Genomic DNA, 17,056 nt, shown 5'->3' with positions numbered 1-17,056 from the left:
TAAATTACAGTTCACACTTTAGACACAAAATAAAAAGGCGCTTATGACATAAGATGTTATAAGTGCCTTTTTGTGTATAATAACATGTAGAAAGAAATAGGAGGTGTAAGATGTTTTTATCGCTATTTGGTTTTCGCGAATTGTGGAGTCCGGGAATGATGATTGTTTGTCTTTTTGTCCTCAGTATTTATCTACTGATAACAATCAAGTGGCGAAAAGATTTTAAAAACAGTACGCCTTTAAGTATTTCAGAAGCTTTCTCTTTCATTCTGGCACTACTATTTTTATATGCTGTAAAAGGCGCACCTATTCAAATAATGACCTATCTTATTTATACAGCCTATACTATTCAGACAGTGATTTTATTTGTTCTCGTTCCTTTTTTAGTGGTGAGAGGAATACCGAACTATTTACTCGCCTATATTCGTTCTACACCCTTTGTATCAACTTTATTATGTTCGCCCATTTATTTGAGTGTGGTGTGGAGTATTCTATTTGTGTGTAGACAAATTCCGATTGTGTTTGATTACTTACGCCTACATGAAACAGCAGAGAGTATCTATACGATTCTATTGTTTACATGTTCGTTTATTTTCATGTGGTCAATGAAAGGGAAACGATTCAACTTAGTTTGGAAGCCGCTCCTACTCATATATATTGTGATGACATTAGTTGCGTCCATCGTCTTTTTTAGTCCGGTAGATTTGTATAAGACATATACAGATGGTGCAATGTGGATGCAAGCAATGGCCTTATGCGTTCCAGCTGATACGCTGAATCAATTAAGCGCTTTTTCAGGACCATCATTGTTCACAAATATGACACCAAAACAAGATCAACAATTAGGCAGTAAGCTAATCCAAGTTATACAAACCATTATTTTTGGTATAATACTAATTGCAATGCGATGGAATCAAAAAAGTCGCACATTCAGCACATCACAACACTGTGATGACTAAAATTTGATATAAGGAGCAAAAACGTATGTTACCTATTTTACCAACGATTAGTACATTCTTTATTGTATTAAGTGCAGTGCTTATCGCAATCGGCTGGATTCAAGTAAAGAATAGAAAAATTGAAGCGCATAAAAAGACAATGACAGCAGCAGCAATTTCTGCATTAACATTCTTTATCATTTATGCTTCTCGTACGATATTTATTGGAAACACAGCATTTGGCGGACCTGAAGATTTAAAAGTATATTACACAACATTCCTTGTATTCCATATTATTTTAGCAACAACAGGAGCAGTATTTGGAATTGTGACATTAATTGCAGGTTACACGAACAATCTTGTACGTCACCGTAAAATTGCGCCAATCACATCGGTTGTATGGTTCTTTGTAGCAATTACAGGTGTAGCAGTATACTTATTACTTTATGTATTTTATAAAGGCGGAGAAACAACGTCTGTAATCAAAGCGATTATTAATCCTTAAGTATGTTGGTTTACATATTGAAATAATTGAACAACATATAAAATGAATGTAAGTGAGAAAAAATCGTGCGATAGCGCGGTTTTTTCTTTGTGTTTTAAAATAAGAGGTTAAACCGTATTCGAGTAGATGGATTATAAAAGGTCTTTTACTATTTTATAAGATGTATGAAAGAGTGTTATAATAATAAATAAGAATTTTAAAAAGAAGGAGACAGAATGTTGAAGGCACTATTACGATTTTTAGTACTATTTGTCATTTTATTAATCGGATTTTTCTACTTCGATCAACCTGTAAAAGAAAACGAGCCTCTTAAAGGTCCCACAAAAACAGTGCCGAATACAACTGCGCCTCAGCTATCAGGAGATGTACAGCAACGCCCTAAAACAGGCTGGTCTACATATGTTGGAAAAGATATTTCTACATTTGAAAAGAAAATGGGGCAACCAATTCGCAAGGGCCCTTCAGCTTATGGGTTTACATGGTGGGTATATGGCGACGAAAATCAATATATGCTTGTAGGGGTAGAAAAGGATAAAATTAATCAGGTCTATGTTACAGGTACGAGAGTCGACTTTGCGCCATTTAAAATGGGACAAACACTCGATGAATTATATCGTACAACGATTACAGATATGGAAGTTAATATTAAAATTCAGCAAAATATCTATACGATGGTATTGAGCGAAGAAGATTTACAATCACGTTTATTGATTATGTATAATGGTGTTTTAGCTCAATTGTATTTTGATTCTGCAACGAAAAAACTAATGGCAGTTCGATATATTGATGGTAAGACACTTGTTAAACAGAAGCCATATGACATGACCTATGTGGGCGAAGTCATCGAAACGAAAAAGCCTTCTTCTTTTGAACAAGAAAAAATCAATCAAGAAAATGCGCAACAGTTATTTGAATTATCTAATGTATATCGTGAAATAAATGATTTACCTGCTCTTGGAAAAGATGGGAAATTAAGTGAAGTGACAAGTACACAACTAAAAGGACTTGTAATGGAACGATTAGCGAAATCAGACGCACCTGATACGGATTTGCAATCTTTATTAAAAGAAAATGATGTAGACTTTGAAGAGACTGCTGAAAATATTGCGGAAGATTATGCTGATGCAGCAGATGCAATTAGTGGTATTTTAAATTCTGAAAAACATCGCCAAGATTTACTCAATGTAACATATAACCACTTGGGAACGGCTTCTTTTGAAAATAATTTTGCGCAAATTTTTATTGAACAAAAACCAGAAAGTGACTCAAAATAACATACAACTGCCCCTGTTTTTGATATGATAGTAAAGAAACGGGGGCTTTTTATGAAAATGACATCAGAATGGGTCATGATTTTGGATGAAGTCGATCAATTAAATGATTTAATCCTTAATTCAGACGTACATCGTCAACTAGTTGACGCGACAGAAGCTGTGTACTCAAACCCGTCACTAGTTCAAAAAATTACGGAATTTAACAAAACAAAAGATTTATATGAAGATGTACAGCGTTTTGGTAAATATCATCCGGATTATACACAAATTATGAAATTAATTCGTACACAAAAGCGCGAATTAGATATGGACGAAACAATTTCAGCTTTAAAGGTTGCTGAAAATGAGTTTCAAGATTTACTTGATGAAATAGGTATCATTATAGGAAAGACCATTTCAGAAGCTGTAAAAGTGCCAGTAAGCAATCCATTTTTCCAAACGGATACGGGATGCGGTGGAAGTTGTGGAACAGGTGGCGGCTGTTCATGCTCAGCATAAAATAAACATGTTGTACGTGTAAAAGCGTACAGCATTTTTTTATAGAAGGAGAAGGGGATTAATGGAATCAATTATAGCATTGCATGGTTTGGGCGGAACAAAAGAAGTGTATTTAGAAGTGCAAAATGAGTTAGCGTCTTTTAACATAACAGCCATTGACTTACCTGGTCATGGAAAACAGCCAACTCTAGAATATTTTACAAAGGAAAGCTTAATTGAATGGCTTACGAAATATGTGAAAGAGCCGACTATTTTTATTGGCTATTCTATTAGTTGTCACATTCTAATTGATTTTGCCTATACATATCCACATCTTGTTGAAAAATTAATATTCATCGATGGTGGTTATTTTTCATCAAAGGATTTTGGACAATCTATTGAAGAAGTCATTGAACAAACAAAAATATTCGTCGACCAATCTCGAGTAAGTTCTGTTGAACAAGTTGTTTTAGATGAACAAAAAGAACTCAGACGCTTTACTGAGGAAATTGCTGAATCGATTCGCGCGCGGTATAAAATCGAGAAAGATGGGAGCGGGTCATTACGAATCCAGCCAGAAGTAGCAGCTGCTTATAGTGAAATTTTTTATGAGGATGATGAAAAAATCCTCTGTGTGCCTATTTTTTTAATCACTGTAACGCAACCAAAAGAATTAACAAATATTCGAATTGCAGCAATCGAAAAGTTAAAACAAAAAACCCCTCAACTTCAACAGATTGAAGTAGAGGGATCCCATGAAATAATTGCTGAAAAACCAAAAGAAATTGCGCGAATCATTCAAACTATCTTGTGTTCATAATAATTATTGGTAATACACCGATTAATAATAAAACAAGTAAATTACCGATAATACTAATTGTTTTTAATCGACCTTTTGATAAAAATGCAAGAATTAATCCGATAATTGATACGATAATCATCGTATTAATCATTAACGTGCTAGGTATCATTTCTTTAGTAATGAATGTAAAAACAAAATAAAAAATAGCGGCTGCGAAGAAGATGACTGCGGAAACAATATCGAGTTTTTTCATCTATTTCAACTCCTTTAGGTGAAAAATTTGTATAAAAACTCTATACTTCTTTACCTTATTTGATAAAAAAAGAAACAAAGCCATAAAAATACAAAAAGAGCTTTAGCATTTTGGAAATGCCAAAGCTCTTTTTTATTTTTACTCTACAATATCAAGTAAAGCTTGCATAGCAAGGTCTGGACGGTCTGTCACAATACCTTTTGCGCCACTTTCAATTAGACGTTTCATCTCATTTACATCGTTAATTGTCCAATAATGAACAGGTACATTCAAGTTATTTAAAAATTGAATGAATCCAGGTGTATCTAATGGTAATACGCCATATTTTGTAGGGATTTGGAATACATCTACTTTTGGACTATAAAGATGACCGAATTGACTTGTAAATGCAGTATAAGCTTTACGAACTTCACCAACACCAGCACCTAAAGCTACTCGGTTTTGAGCGTATAAATTAAAGCGATCAATTTGTTCGTCATGGAAACTTGTAATGACAACTTGATCTTCAGCACCTAATTCTTCGATTAAACGCCATAGTTTAGAAGGCATTAAGCCTCCCTCGTATGTGTTTGGTGCATCCTTCATATCAATATTAATTAACTTATTTGGATAGCGTTCTAATAGTTCACGTAATGTAATAATACGTGCAGGGTCTTCGCGGTATTTTAAATAACCGTCTAAATCTGCAAAATGATAACCAAAATTTAATTCTTTTAATTCTGCTAATGTCATATCTGCAATACGTCCGCTACCTTCACTCACACGATCGACGTATTCATCGTGGAATACGACAATTTCTTCATCTTTTGTTAGTCGGATATCAATTTCAAAGCCATGTACACCTAGGCCCGCAGCTATTTCGAATGCTTCCATTGTACATTCTGGAGCTAGCAACGAACCACCACGGTGAGCAAGTATAATTGGATGCTCATATGTGAGTGCCGTTTTGTTTTCACGTTTTTGTGGATTAGAAAGTGCTTTTGAACCAGCCCATGCTGCTGCACTAGCCGCAGCGATTGCAATGGCTACTTTTGTTTTCTTTCCCATATTCGTCCTCCTCTAATTGCAGACTTCTCTTTCATATTATAACGGAAAGGAGACCCATCTGTCATTTAAACGCTGGTTGATTCTAAATTCTTCGCTATGGTATTCTTGAAACATAGAAATGGGGGTAGCCTACTAATGAAAGAGCGCCAAGGATTAATTGTCTATGTACACCACTTGAAGCAAGCGAAATCTTTACGTCGTTATGGTCATGTACACTATATATCACGTAAGATGAAGTATGTTGTCATTTACTGTGACTATGATGAGATTGAAGCTACAATGAATAAGGTATCTCGTTTACCCTATGTTAAATCGGTTGTGCCATCCTATCGTCGATTTGTAAATACAGAATTTGAAAATGCAAAACCAGATAAAGCAAAAGAGTACGATTATAAAACTGGACTCTAAAACTTTTACTTCTACGGACGATACAAATAGAAAATAGTCATATTTGGCTATGTTTACGTAAGGTCGTGTAGCCTAATGAAGATAAGGAATATAGTGATAAAGTCGAAGAACACCAATTAGGTATTGATAATAAAGCGTTGGATCTACATAAATAGATGAATGCTTTACTTCTAACGTAATCAGTAATTGATCGCGCTCTTTTACAGCGTTTTCGAAAATCTCAAAACGTTTAGATTGTTTTTCAGGATTATATGGAATCCCTTCGCGACAAATATAAATTGGCATGAATTTGCTTTCGCCAACAGGCTTTAGTGCAACTGCAACTGAAGCAACTTTATTACCGTCTTTTTCTGAGACGAAGACGAAGGTATGATGAATTCGATTGTGATTTGTTTTCATTAGCTCACAAAGCTCGAATAAATCACCATAGCCTTGTCCTAGCTCGATAAATCTTTGAATCATTTTTATAACACTTCCTTTCCTAAAACATAGTATCATGATGCAGGAGGATTCGCACATGAAATTTGCAGCCATCTTATTTTCAATCTTGTTATTCATCAATGGTATTCTTCTGTCATTTCAGTACCATGTCTTTTCGACAAATCCAGCTGATACAGAAAAAGCCTTTTCTTATACACAAGATATTGAAATCAAGCATAAAGGAAATGCTTTTTACGTAAAGCATACATTTAAAAATTTACCTGAACAAGAAATGACAATTCTATGGCCGGAAGCTGCAAAGCAAAAGGCTTGTCCAAAAGATGCAGAAGGTAAAGAAGATAAAAAGAACTGTTCACGTTTTAAAAGTAATGTGAATGGTTTTAAAGAAGGAACCGAGACCACACAGTCTATCTCATATCGTATCCCACTTCCTAAAGGTGGTCTTGAATCAGGGAAGTTATATGACGAGATGTTCCTTACGTTGAAACAAGGGATTGTTTTGAACACGAAGTTGCAAATTATTGATGAAAACCGTAAAGGTGGTCAATGGTTTACGGGACTTCCGAAAATCGGAGAACAGTCACTTAATTTAGTAGACTATGCTTATTTCACAGGTAACGGTGGAGTTTATGAACTGTATTGGTCGAAAAATAAAGTGAAGAAAGCGTTCGAGAGTGACGAATTAACCGTTTATTCAACGCGAACACAGCCTGCTAACTTAACAAAAGCTTTATCAAAATTAGAGTTATTGAATAGTAACCATATGGATATTATCGAAACACCTTCTAATCAAAAAAGCGGTAGCCGTATTTTATTTACGAATACGCTTGAAAAATCAGCACTGCAAGAACGTGTAGCAGTAACGCAAGTAAAGAGGAAATACCAAATTAATCAACAAGATCAAGTGCTATCGAGTGTATTAGCATCATTTGAAACGAATACACTGATTGGAAATTCAAAAGCCCAAACAATGGTTAAAACATTAAATGATTATTTTAGTTCGAATCAACGAACACAATGGAAAGATGGTTTACAAGAATTAGAAGGTAAGAAAGTGACATCTTCTGTATTGGACAAACTGCTGAGCGATATTTTACAGTTAAAAACATCTTATTTCCAAATGAATGAAGCGAATGCGAAAGCAGTTGTGCCACTAATGTTTGAAGAAAAACGTCCGATTTATGTGAATGGACAAAAAGTGGATAATGTCAAAATTATATTAAAAGATGATATGATACTCTATACAGCAAACCCATTATTAAAACAATTAGGATATGATGCACGAATTGGAGAGAATGGATATTATGTGAAGAATGCTTCACGCTCGTTCCGATTCCCAGGAGAGCCATATGATTTTTATGTTTATAATGATTTGCGACAGGACGTTCCAGGTGTTCAGCCGCTTATTAAAATAGCAGGAACCTATTATGTGGAAGAAGGTTGGTTAATCAAGCTATTCCGTACAATACCTGAGAAAAAAGAAGATCGTATTGAACTAAACGAACAAAAATAATGTACAATAATAGTCAGTGGGGCCGTCCTCACTGATTATTATTTTATAAAGGCTTGGTGACAAAATGAGAGTAATTTCTGGCGAACGAAAAGGAATGCCACTGAAAGCAGTAAATGGTGTAACGACAAGACCTACGACAGATAAAGTGAAAGAATCACTATTTAATATATTAGGTCCTTTTTTTCATGGAGGAACTGTGTTAGATTTATTTGCAGGTAGTGGTGGACTTGGTATTGAAGCGCTAAGTAGAGGGATGGAAAAAGGCGTATTCATTGAAAAAGATAGTCGTGCATTTCAAAATTTAAAAGAAAATATCCAGAAATGTCGCTATGAAGATCGTGCAGAAATCTATCGTAATGATGCAACAAGAGCTTTGAAGCACCTCATTAAAAGAGAATTTCAAGCGGATTTAATCTTTTTAGATCCACCATATAAAAAGCATGTTTATTATGATTTAGTAAAAGAATTAATTACACATAACATCATTCATCCAGATGGCGTGATTGTTTGTGAACATGATTTTGAATTACAGCTACCTGAGCAAGTCGAAAACTTTACAAAATATCGTGAAGAAAAGTATGGTAGTACGATTATATCGTTCTATCGACTGATGGAGGAAGAGGGGGATGAACATGGATAAGATTGCAGTCGTTCCAGGCAGCTTTGACCCGATTACAAATGGTCATTTAGACATCATTCAACGTGCAGCAGATATTTTTGATGTGGTCTATGTAGCCGTTATGAACAATTCAGCAAAAAAACCATTGTTTAATGTAGAAGAGAGAATCGATTTAATCCAACAAGTAACAAAAGATATGCCGAATGTAAAAGTAGAGTCGTCTTCAGGTTTATTAATTCATTATGCGAAAGAAAAAAATGCGCATGTCATTGTTCGTGGATTACGTGCTGTTTCGGATTTTGAATACGAAATGCAAATTACATCAATGAACCGTTATTTAGATCATCATATTGAGACGTTTTTCATTATGACGAAGAATCAACATTCATTTTTAAGCTCAAGTATTGTAAAAGAAGTATCACAGTACGGTGGCGATATCGAGAGCCTTGTGCCTGCGATTGTGAATAAAGCTTTAAAAGAGAAGTTTAAAGCGTAATATAAGGGTAAAAGAACAGTCATAACAACTTATCTAAGTTGGTGGCTGTTTTTTTGAAAAACAATGAGAACAAATGTTTCTTTTCTGGGTAGAAAACTATCTACAAGACAGAAAAAAATGATAGAATAAAAAAGAAGTGGAATCAAAATATTCATCAAAACGTCCATTTATATCGAAAGAGGAGGTGCATGAGGGTGTCGAAAAAGAAGTTTGCCTTATTTTTAGTCATTTTAGCTATGATTGTGACGTTTTTTGTCTATCCTTTAAACTATTACATTATGTCTCCAGGAGCGGCATATGATTTAACGAAGTATGTGAAGGTAGAGGATGCGAAAACGCCGACAGATGGATCACTCAGTATGATGACTGTAGCTGTAAGTGGGGCAACGCCTTTTACATATGTATTGGCGAAGTTCTCAGATGAAAAAGATATTTTAAAAGAAGAAGAAGTACGTGCACCAGAAGAGTCCGATACAGAGTATAATTTACGACAATTGAAGCTCATGACCGACTCGCAGTTTAATGCGAAATATATGGCCTTTAAAACGCTAGGAAGACCATATAAAGTAGACTACAAAGGTGTTTATGTGATTTATGTGTTAGAAAATGCGGCTGCCTCAAATGTTTTAAAAGCAGGAGATGAAGTAACAGCAATTGATGGTGAGAAAATTAAAACACACCAACAATTAGTTGATTACTTGGCAGACAAAAAAGATGGCGAGCGTGTAAGCTTAACATTTAAACGTGATGACAAAGTTTATACAAAAGATGTCACGTTAAAACCAATACCAGGTGCAAAAGGTAAGATTGGTCTAGGTATTACGTTCTCAGATAGTAAATCCATTTCCACTACACCAGAAGTGAAGATTGATTCAGATGAAATTGGTGGACCTTCAGCTGGTTTGATGTTCACGCTTGAAATTATCGATCAATTAACAACAGGGAACTTAGCAAAAGGTTATAAAATTGCTGGAACAGGTGAGATGTTGGAGAATGGTAAAGTCGGAAGAATTGGTGGTATTGATAAAAAAGTCATTGCCGCAAACAACCAAGGCATCGAAATCTTCTTTGCGCCAGATGATGAAATTACACCTGAAATGAAAAAAGCAGTTCCAGATATTCAATCAAACTATGAACTTGCAAAAGAAACAGCTGAAAAAATTGATAGTAAGATGAAAATCGTTCCTGTGAAAACATTAGATGATGCGATGGCTTATCTAAACGAATTAAAACAAAAATAAAAAATAACCTCCTATGCTACATGTTTGTAGCGTTGGAGGTTATTTTTATAAGCGAATTGGTGGTGTTTGGAAGTCGAGGCGTGTGGTATTGGCACCTGTTCCAATCATGTATAAGTCAGTTGCACGCAAATCTAGTGCTAACATGTCATCATGTTTTTTAGGAATGCGACTGATTAAAGGTAATGTTAATCTTTTCTTTTCTTGTGATAAATATTGTTGGCCTTTTTCTGTCATGCCAAGTACACGAATATACGATGGTGTTTGAAATATTGCGCGCTGTTCTTTTGTATAGCCGACAAGTATATGCGTCATCATACGTTGCAGACGCGTCCATGTATATCGTTTTGATTTTACATGTTTCATAAAGCCCTCAAATGTCGCATGCTCTTTTGCAGCTTCTAAAAATAAGAATTCAATTCCTTCTGACACATCGACATATTGACGTAAAGTCTCAGGGTTCATGCGCAATACTGTGAAACGAAAGAATGGATAAAATTGTGCCCAACTTGCGTAGTTTTGCGCTCCTTTTAATACGTCATATGCTGTAGCAGGCATAAATTTTTCAAGTGTCTCTAATTGCTTGGTTTCAAAAAGAGCCTTTCGAATTCCTGTGGCACTTGCGATTGTTTTACGGTCATCTACATCGTCATGATAGCCTGCACCTTTTCTCTTTACAGTGGTTGCTTGTAGACGATATTGATGTTTTTGTATTTGTTCATAATAATGATACCCGAGTATATTATTAGGCTGTGCTAAATCAAGTAATTTATGTTCAGTTTGGGACTGAATCTGTTCATGTGCAGTTTGAAGCGCTTGAGGATAGCTTAAACCTTTTTTAACTGCTTCTTGAATGATTTGTTGAGTTTGCTCATGATGTTGCTCAAAAGCGTCATATGTGCTTTTAAATAGCTCAATCTGCCCACTCTCGCTACCAAAAGAGATTGACTGACAATTTAATGCTTCTAATAACGTAACGCCACCATATGCAAAGTCCGTTGCATGCCCAGTTGCAAAAGCATAGGGAAGCTCAATGACGAGGTCTACACCATTTTGAAGCGCCATTTTTGCTCGTTGCCATTTGTTTAATAAAGCAGGTTCACCGCGCTGTAAAAAATGCCCACTCATCACAGCAACTAGGACATCAGCTTGCGTCTCTTTTCGTGCTGTCTCAACTTGATAATGATGCCCATTGTGAAAGGGATTATATTCCACAATAACTCCTGTTGCAATCATTGGCGTTCCTCCTTTATAATAGTAATTATGATTATAAACAGAGTTATATAGTAGTGACAAGAAAATATCTTGACATCTATTATTTCACATTATATAATCAATTCTGTTGTCTTGAGGTGATAAAATATGAAATGGGCAATCCCACAATTATCTAAATATCGCCAAAACGGGATGCCGGTTGATCAAATTGTTCAACTGGATGGTGTAATGTCTCGTAATAAAGATATTCGCCATATTACACCTGTTCATGTAAAAGGCTTTTGTACCTTTGGTGCAGAGCAAATGAACTGTCATTTTCATGTAACTGGTGAATTAACGCTTCCTTGTTCTCGTACATGGGAAGATGTCGTGTTCCCGCTTGATTTCGAATCAGATGAAATTTTCAGATGGGGCGAAATTGCTGGTGAAGACGAACAAGATAATGTTCATCCTGTAGAGGGAGATGTTATCGATGTCACACCTGTATTAGAAGAACTAATCCTATTAGAGATTCCGATGCAAGTGTACAAGGAAGACGCGCAAATCATTCAACCGAAAAATGACGCTTGGTCATATACTACGGACGAAGAACTTGCTCAACAGTCTGAAAAAGACGAAAAAAAAGTGGATCCAAGACTGGCTGATTTAGCTAAGTATTTTGATCAAACAGATGAATAAATATCTGTAAGGAGGTGCCATCATCAATGGCTGTACCATTTAGAAGAACTTCTAAAACTGCGAAACGTCAACGTCGTACGCATTTCAAACTTGCTGTACCAGGTATGGTAGCTTGCTCTAACTGTGGCGAACTAAAATTAGCTCACCACGTATGTAAAGCATGTGGACAATACAAAGGTAAAGAAGTAGTAAGCAAATAATTACAGTATTTGCACTTACAAAGACCGTTAAAGAGACCATGGCTCTTTAACGGTCTTTTTCTATACTTTATGTGATAATATGTTTATTTATGGTAAAATATACTTATTAAATATGAGTAGGTGAAGAAGATGGCTAAAATTATAAAAGTAGATGCAGGAGAAGTAACGATTGTTCAAAATGATGGATCAATCATTTCAGTGATGGATTACACACTTGATTTTACACCGCATGCAAATGAAGAAGTAGAAGTGTATCAAAAAGATGATGAATGGATTATTGTAAAAGCTTCTCCAAAAGTCGTACATTCAGGGAAAAAACCAGTAAATAAAATTGCTTATGGTTTATTAGGTATTTTATTAGGTGGATTAGGTGTTCATAAATTTTATGCTGGTAAAATTGGTTTAGGCATTGTTTATATTTTATTTAGTTGGACAGGTATTCCGTCAATCATTGGTTTGATTGAAGGGATTATTGGTTTAACGAAAGAAGAAGTAGAACCAGGTATGATTTTAGTTTAAATAGAGACATATAAGGTGAATGATCACTTTATATGTTTTTTTTTATGTAAAAATTAAAAATATTGCGCTCATTTCAAAAAAACGCTACGCTATTACTAGGTAATAATGAACCATTATTCATAAAAAAGGGGTGTTTGTATGAGTTATACAATCGAAGAAAAAGAAGGCGTACTATTATTTACATTAAATCGACCAGAACGCCGCAATGCGATTAATGATGAGTTGATGGAAGGGTTTAAAGAAGTGATTCATTACGTACATACACATGATACGGTGCGTTTTTTAGTGATTACAGGGAGTGATGAAAAAGCTTTTTGTTCAGGGGGAGATTTAGCAGAGTTCCATTCGCTTGTGACAGAAGAACAGGCTTTTTCAATGCTCAGTAAGATGGCAGAAATCTTATATGAATGGGCAACGCTACCTATTCCGACAATTGCATTAATTAATGGTGCAGCAGTTGGTGGTGGTTGTGAAATTGCCGCTGCTTGCGACTTCCGTATCATTGCACGTGAAGCGAAGTGTGGTTTTATCCAAGGTACATTAGCAATCACTTCTGGTTGGGGCGGTGCAACATATTTATTTGAACGTGGACTCCGTCATGACCGCGCATTAAAAATGTTAGTCGATGCACAAGTTTATGATAGTGCACAATTAGAAGAAGTGGGCTTTGCGACAAAGATTTATGATGGGGATAAATTTGTAGCATTAGATCAATTTATTGAGTATATGCGTAAAATTAATCCTGGTGTACATCGTGCTTATAAAGAGATTGAAATACGCAAGTGGGCGGAGAAAAATTTAAAACAACGTGTAATGGAAGAAGTAGCGCAATGTGCGAAATTATGGGAAGCAGATGCGCATTTAGAAGCAGTGGAACGATTTTTAGCAAAATCGAAATAAGGATAACATTGAAATCTAGAAATGCACTTATTATACTGATGTAAGAATAAACAGAACGGATGTGTAATCAAGTGAGTGTATTATTTAACGTCCTTCATCTCATCGTACTCTATCCTTTTCTATTGTTCTTTTTTCTTTTTTTCTTATTGAAAAGATTCAAACGTACAAAAGGAAATGCGATGCATCGAGCGATGGATGTCACAACATGTATATTACTATTTTCAATTCAAGCACTTTGTCAAACATTGTATGGCTATGATTTAGGTGTTCTCATTCAGATTCTTGTTACGCTTACTTTTATGGTGATTGTACTTCGTAAATGGTACAAGAATCCAGAAGTACAAGTAGCGAAAATCTTTAAAAAATTTTGGCGGATTCTTTTTTTAGTATTATCAAGTGTCTATTTAATTATGTTACTCGTCTATGCTATTTTAAAATCTGTTGAATTATTTTAAAGACAGTGAGCAGTTTTTTTCTACAACGACCTAGATAGTGCTATACTTTTTATATTCACTGTTTGAAGAGGAGAACGTAATAATGAAATTGGAACAAGTACAAGTGGAAAATACAAACCAATTACTTCAAGATTATCAAAATCAGCAAGAAGCAATTTGTCGTTTTTTTCATTTCAAAAATGAACAATCCGCTTTTGAAGCGCGTTTACAAGAATTAAAGCAACACCCGATTCGTCGAAAAGAATTAGTCGGTGTGATGCGTCAATATATGCAAAAATTTGCAACATCTGAAAAAATCGAGCAACATTTAACAGAATTAGAACAAGATGCAGTAGCAGTTGTTGGTGGCCAACAAGCAGGTCTTTTAACAGGGCCACTTTATTCGGTTAATAAAGCAATCTCTGTATTGTTGTTAGCGAAAGAACAACGCGAACAATTAGGTGTACCTGTTGTGCCGATTTTTTGGGTGGCAGGAGAAGATCATGATTTAGATGAGATTAACCATACATTCTATGCAGCAGGTAATCGTTTATTAAAACACACATATGTAGAAGAAGGTCGTGTTAAAACGATGGCTTCTGCAACGAAGCTTCGTTTAGATGAGGTAGAGGAATGGATTGAGCAGCTATTTAAGCAATTCGGTGAAACAGCTTATACAAAAGAATTATTAGCATATGTTTTAGAAGTTGCTCAAACAAGTCATACATATACCGATTTCTTCGTGAAATTAATGAATGACTTATTTAAAGAGCAAGGGTTACTATATTTAGATGCTGCAGACCCAGCAATTCGTCAATATGAAGCGCCTTATTTTAAACGTTTAATTGAGCATGCGGCAGAGATTGCTACAGTTGTGACGAAGCGTGAGAGAGACTTAGAAGAAGCAGGATACGGTTCGCCGATTGGTGCGACAGAAAATGCAGCGAATCTATTCTATGTACGTGACGGAGAGCGTTATTTATTAACACGACATGATGGGTACTTTATGAATCAATCTGCTAATGTTCGCTTTACGAAAGAACAATTAATGCAGTTAGTAGATGAAGAAGCCTGTTTAAGTAATAATGTTGTGACGCGTCCAATGATGCAAGAAATGGTATTACCTGTTTTATCATTCGTAGGCGGTGCAGGTGAGCTTGCATACTGGGCTACTTTGAAAGACGGTTTTGAAGTACTAGGCTTACGTGTGCCAATCTTCACGCCACGTATGAACTTTACTTATGTAACGAGAGAGACAGCTTCTAATTTAGAATTAATCGGTCTCACTGCGAAAGAAGCAATTGCAGGTGGCATTTCTTCGGAAAAAGAAGCATTTGATGCTAAAGTATACGATCGTGAAGCGAAAGAAGCGATTGAACGTGCGAAGCAATTGCTAGCTGAACAATACGAAGTAATTCAACGTCATATTGAAGAACATGATTTACATGTAGAGCGTGTTGTGAAAAAGAATCTTGCTTTTCATAAAGAACAGTTTGACTTCTTAATGAAACAAATTGAAAAAGATGTCCGTTTAAAACATGATGTTGCTTATCGTCGTTTTGAACAAGTGGAACAGGAATTACTTCCTATGGGTGGATTCCAAGAACGTGTTTACACGCCGTTCCCTTACTTAAATCAATATGGAGAACTATTTATTCGTGATTTATTCACATTATCTCTAAAAACATCTAAGTTGCATCAAATTATTTATTTATAAGCGTAAAGTAGGTTTTAGCACAAAAAAATGCTAAAACCTATTTTTTTATGTTTGTTATGTAAAAAAATGGGTAAATAATGAGTGTGTAACTTTTAGATGGAATAATGTTGAGTCTAAAGGACTAAAAATACTTTTAAGCGTATAGTTGTACTTTTAGGAAAAAGAGTATAGTATATTCCTAGAAATTAATAGAAAAATGTAAAAACAACTGAATAACACTGGATTCACCCATGCTAAATTTACATGTTGATGTGAAATTTAGTTAAACTACCGTATATGGTGGTGGAAAAGCAAGGAATGTGGTACATTAATTTCATACATAGGACTTTATTTACTTGTGTATGATAAAATTATTTGAATAAAAACCGATATAATTAAAGGGTTTTACGAATAAATAAAAGATTTAAGAAATATGGAGGATTTGAACATGTTCAATCACACAACAGTATTATTAAAGGAAACAGTCGATGAATTGAACGTTCGTCCGGATGGAATTTATGTAGATTGTACACTTGGTGGAGCAGGTCATAGTGAATACCTTGTACAACAACTTTCTGAACAAGGACGCTTGATTTGTTTTGATCAAGATACAACAGCAATTGAAAATGCAAAAATAAAATTAGCGCCATACATAGACCGTGTAACATTTGTTCATTCTAATTTTCGTTATTTACAACAAGAGCTTGCGAATTTAGGAATTTCAAAAGTAGATGGTGTTTTGTATGATTTGGGTGTATCTTCCCCACAATTAGATAATGCAGAGCGTGGATTTAGTTATCATCAAGATGCAGCACTTGATATGCGGATGGATCAAACAGCTCCGCTAACAGCCTTTGAAGTAGTGAATGAATGGTCATATGCGGAACTTGTTCGTATCTTTTATCGTTATGGAGAAGAGAAGTTCTCAAAACAAGTAGCACGTAAAATCGAAGAAGCACGTGAAAAATCACCGATTGAAACAACAGGACAACTTGTTGAATTAATTAAAGCAGGTATTCCAGCAGCAGCACGACGTAAAGGTGGACACCCTGCGAAACGAATTTTCCAAGCAATTCGAATTGCTGTAAATGATGAATTAGGTGCAGCGGAAGAATCACTTCAACAAGCACTGGATGTCATTGATGTAGGTGGACGTGTAAGTGTTATTACATTCCATTCTTTAGAAGATCGTTTAACAAAAACAATTTTTAAAGAGGTATCATCTGTTCCAGAATTACCACCAGGTCTACCGATTATTCCAGACCACTTGCAACCTAAATACAAGCTAGTAAACCGTAAGCCAATTCTTCCAACTGAAGAAGAACTTGCTGTAAATAATCGTTCGAGATCAGCAAAGTTACGTGTAATTGAAAAAATCAAATCATAAAAAATGAGGAGTGAGA

At 35.3% G+C, this 17,056-nt stretch carries 21 protein-coding genes; 17 read left to right on the top strand and 4 right to left on the bottom strand.

Annotated elements, in window-relative coordinates; all coding sequences use genetic code 11:
• Positions 1-110 precede the first annotated feature (110 nt).
• The 5 genes from ASO14_RS11130 to ASO14_RS11110 all read left to right on the top strand — a co-directional run bounded on the left by ASO14_RS11130 (position 111) and on the right by ASO14_RS11110 (position 4,014).
• Positions 111-959, top strand: coding sequence for a cytochrome c oxidase assembly protein (locus ASO14_RS11130; protein ID WP_068455149.1), 849 nt, complete (start codon positions 111-113; stop codon positions 957-959).
• Between the two features lie 25 nt (positions 960-984).
• The gene (locus tag ASO14_RS11125; protein ID WP_068455147.1) at positions 985-1,443 is read left to right on the top strand and encodes a DUF420 domain-containing protein; all 459 of its coding nucleotides are present in this window, start codon (positions 985-987) and stop codon (positions 1,441-1,443) included.
• A 218-nt stretch (positions 1,444-1,661) separates the two neighbouring features.
• Positions 1,662-2,717 (top strand): CAP domain-containing protein, encoded by a 1,056-nt coding sequence (locus ASO14_RS11120; protein ID WP_068457521.1) that lies wholly within the window; start codon positions 1,662-1,664, stop codon positions 2,715-2,717.
• Between the two features lie 51 nt (positions 2,718-2,768).
• Positions 2,769-3,215 carry a YlbF/YmcA family competence regulator gene (locus ASO14_RS11115; RefSeq protein ID WP_068455141.1) on the top strand — a complete coding sequence of 149 codons (447 nt, stop codon included), beginning with the start codon at positions 2,769-2,771 and terminating at the stop codon, positions 3,213-3,215.
• 61 nt (positions 3,216-3,276) lie between these two features.
• Positions 3,277-4,014, top strand: coding sequence for an alpha/beta fold hydrolase (locus ASO14_RS11110; protein ID WP_068455138.1), 738 nt, complete (start codon positions 3,277-3,279; stop codon positions 4,012-4,014).
• Here the strand turns inward: ASO14_RS11110 and ASO14_RS11105 are convergent.
• Both ASO14_RS11105 and ASO14_RS11100 read right to left on the bottom strand, forming a co-directional pair.
• Positions 3,998-4,249 carry a hypothetical protein gene (locus ASO14_RS11105; RefSeq protein WP_068455136.1) on the bottom strand — a complete coding sequence of 84 codons (252 nt, stop codon included), beginning with the start codon at positions 4,247-4,249 and terminating at the stop codon, positions 3,998-4,000. The two genes, ASO14_RS11110 and ASO14_RS11105, sit on opposite strands and share 17 nt — an antisense overlap.
• 138 nt (positions 4,250-4,387) lie before the next feature.
• Positions 4,388-5,296, bottom strand: coding sequence for a glycerophosphodiester phosphodiesterase family protein (locus ASO14_RS11100; RefSeq protein WP_068455133.1), 909 nt, complete (start codon positions 5,294-5,296; stop codon positions 4,388-4,390).
• A gap of 135 nt (positions 5,297-5,431) precedes the next feature.
• Here ASO14_RS11100 and ASO14_RS11095 point away from each other — a divergent pair, with 135 nt between their 5' ends.
• Positions 5,432-5,704: a YlbG family protein gene (locus ASO14_RS11095; RefSeq protein ID WP_068455130.1), complete on the top strand. Its 273-nt coding sequence runs from the start codon at positions 5,432-5,434 to the stop codon at positions 5,702-5,704.
• A gap of 72 nt (positions 5,705-5,776) precedes the next feature.
• On the opposite strand, the gene ASO14_RS11090 is transcribed toward ASO14_RS11095, so the two are convergent.
• Complete coding sequence (locus tag ASO14_RS11090; RefSeq protein ID WP_068455126.1) at positions 5,777-6,166, bottom strand: DUF7147 family protein; 390 nt, start codon at positions 6,164-6,166, stop codon at positions 5,777-5,779.
• A 55-nt stretch (positions 6,167-6,221) separates the two neighbouring features.
• Here ASO14_RS11090 and ASO14_RS11085 point away from each other — a divergent pair, with 55 nt between their 5' ends.
• From ASO14_RS11085 to ASO14_RS11070, 4 genes are all read left to right on the top strand, one after another.
• Entirely contained in the window at positions 6,222-7,658 is a 1,437-nt protein-coding gene (locus ASO14_RS11085; RefSeq protein ID WP_068455123.1) for a hypothetical protein, read from the top strand.
• Positions 7,659-7,722: 64 nt separating this feature from the next.
• Positions 7,723-8,298 (top strand): 16S rRNA (guanine(966)-N(2))-methyltransferase RsmD, encoded by a 576-nt coding sequence (rsmD, locus tag ASO14_RS11080; RefSeq protein ID WP_068455120.1) that lies wholly within the window; start codon positions 7,723-7,725, stop codon positions 8,296-8,298.
• Positions 8,291-8,773 (top strand): pantetheine-phosphate adenylyltransferase, encoded by a 483-nt coding sequence (gene coaD / locus ASO14_RS11075; RefSeq protein ID WP_068455117.1) that lies wholly within the window; start codon positions 8,291-8,293, stop codon positions 8,771-8,773. Before rsmD ends, coaD begins: the two co-directional genes overlap by 8 nt.
• A gap of 188 nt (positions 8,774-8,961) precedes the next feature.
• On the top strand, positions 8,962-10,014 hold the full coding sequence (locus ASO14_RS11070; RefSeq protein ID WP_068455114.1) for a SepM family pheromone-processing serine protease: 1,053 nt from the start codon (positions 8,962-8,964) through the stop codon (positions 10,012-10,014).
• Positions 10,015-10,059: 45 nt separating this feature from the next.
• Here the strand turns inward: ASO14_RS11070 and ASO14_RS11065 are convergent, their stop codons facing one another.
• The gene (locus ASO14_RS11065; protein WP_068455111.1) at positions 10,060-11,247 is read right to left on the bottom strand and encodes a nucleotidyltransferase; all 1,188 of its coding nucleotides are present in this window, start codon (positions 11,245-11,247) and stop codon (positions 10,060-10,062) included.
• 126 nt (positions 11,248-11,373) lie between these two features.
• On the opposite strand from ASO14_RS11065, the gene ASO14_RS11060 reads away from it, so the two are divergent.
• From ASO14_RS11060 to rsmH, 7 genes are all read left to right on the top strand, one after another.
• Positions 11,374-11,904 (top strand): YceD family protein, encoded by a 531-nt coding sequence (locus tag ASO14_RS11060; protein ID WP_068455110.1) that lies wholly within the window; start codon positions 11,374-11,376, stop codon positions 11,902-11,904.
• A 26-nt stretch (positions 11,905-11,930) separates the two neighbouring features.
• Positions 11,931-12,104 (top strand): 50S ribosomal protein L32, encoded by a 174-nt coding sequence (gene rpmF / locus ASO14_RS11055; RefSeq protein ID WP_068455109.1) that lies wholly within the window; start codon positions 11,931-11,933, stop codon positions 12,102-12,104.
• Between the two features lie 276 nt (positions 12,105-12,380).
• Entirely contained in the window at positions 12,381-12,623 is a 243-nt protein-coding gene (locus ASO14_RS15210) for an NINE protein (RefSeq protein ID WP_409136027.1), read from the top strand.
• Positions 12,624-12,761: 138 nt separating this feature from the next.
• Complete coding sequence (locus ASO14_RS11045) at positions 12,762-13,523, top strand: enoyl-CoA hydratase/isomerase family protein (RefSeq protein ID WP_068455104.1); 762 nt, start codon at positions 12,762-12,764, stop codon at positions 13,521-13,523.
• Between the two features lie 59 nt (positions 13,524-13,582).
• Entirely contained in the window at positions 13,583-13,978 is a 396-nt protein-coding gene (locus ASO14_RS11040) for a DUF3397 domain-containing protein (RefSeq protein ID WP_082701463.1), read from the top strand.
• Positions 13,979-14,060: 82 nt separating this feature from the next.
• Positions 14,061-15,674, top strand: a complete 1,614-nt coding sequence (gene bshC / locus ASO14_RS11035; protein ID WP_068455100.1) for a bacillithiol biosynthesis cysteine-adding enzyme BshC — start codon at positions 14,061-14,063, stop codon at positions 15,672-15,674.
• A gap of 427 nt (positions 15,675-16,101) precedes the next feature.
• Positions 16,102-17,040, top strand: coding sequence for a 16S rRNA (cytosine(1402)-N(4))-methyltransferase RsmH (gene rsmH / locus ASO14_RS11030; protein ID WP_068455098.1), 939 nt, complete (start codon positions 16,102-16,104; stop codon positions 17,038-17,040).
• The last annotated feature ends 16 nt before the right edge of the window (positions 17,041-17,056 follow it).

It is taken from the genome of Kurthia sp. 11kri321 (assembly GCF_001534765.1).
Lineage (GTDB): Bacteria > Bacillota > Bacilli > Bacillales_A > Planococcaceae > Kurthia > Kurthia gibsonii.
Note: the sequence above shows the minus strand (reverse complement) of the source record. Positions and strands in the feature narration are given on the sequence as shown.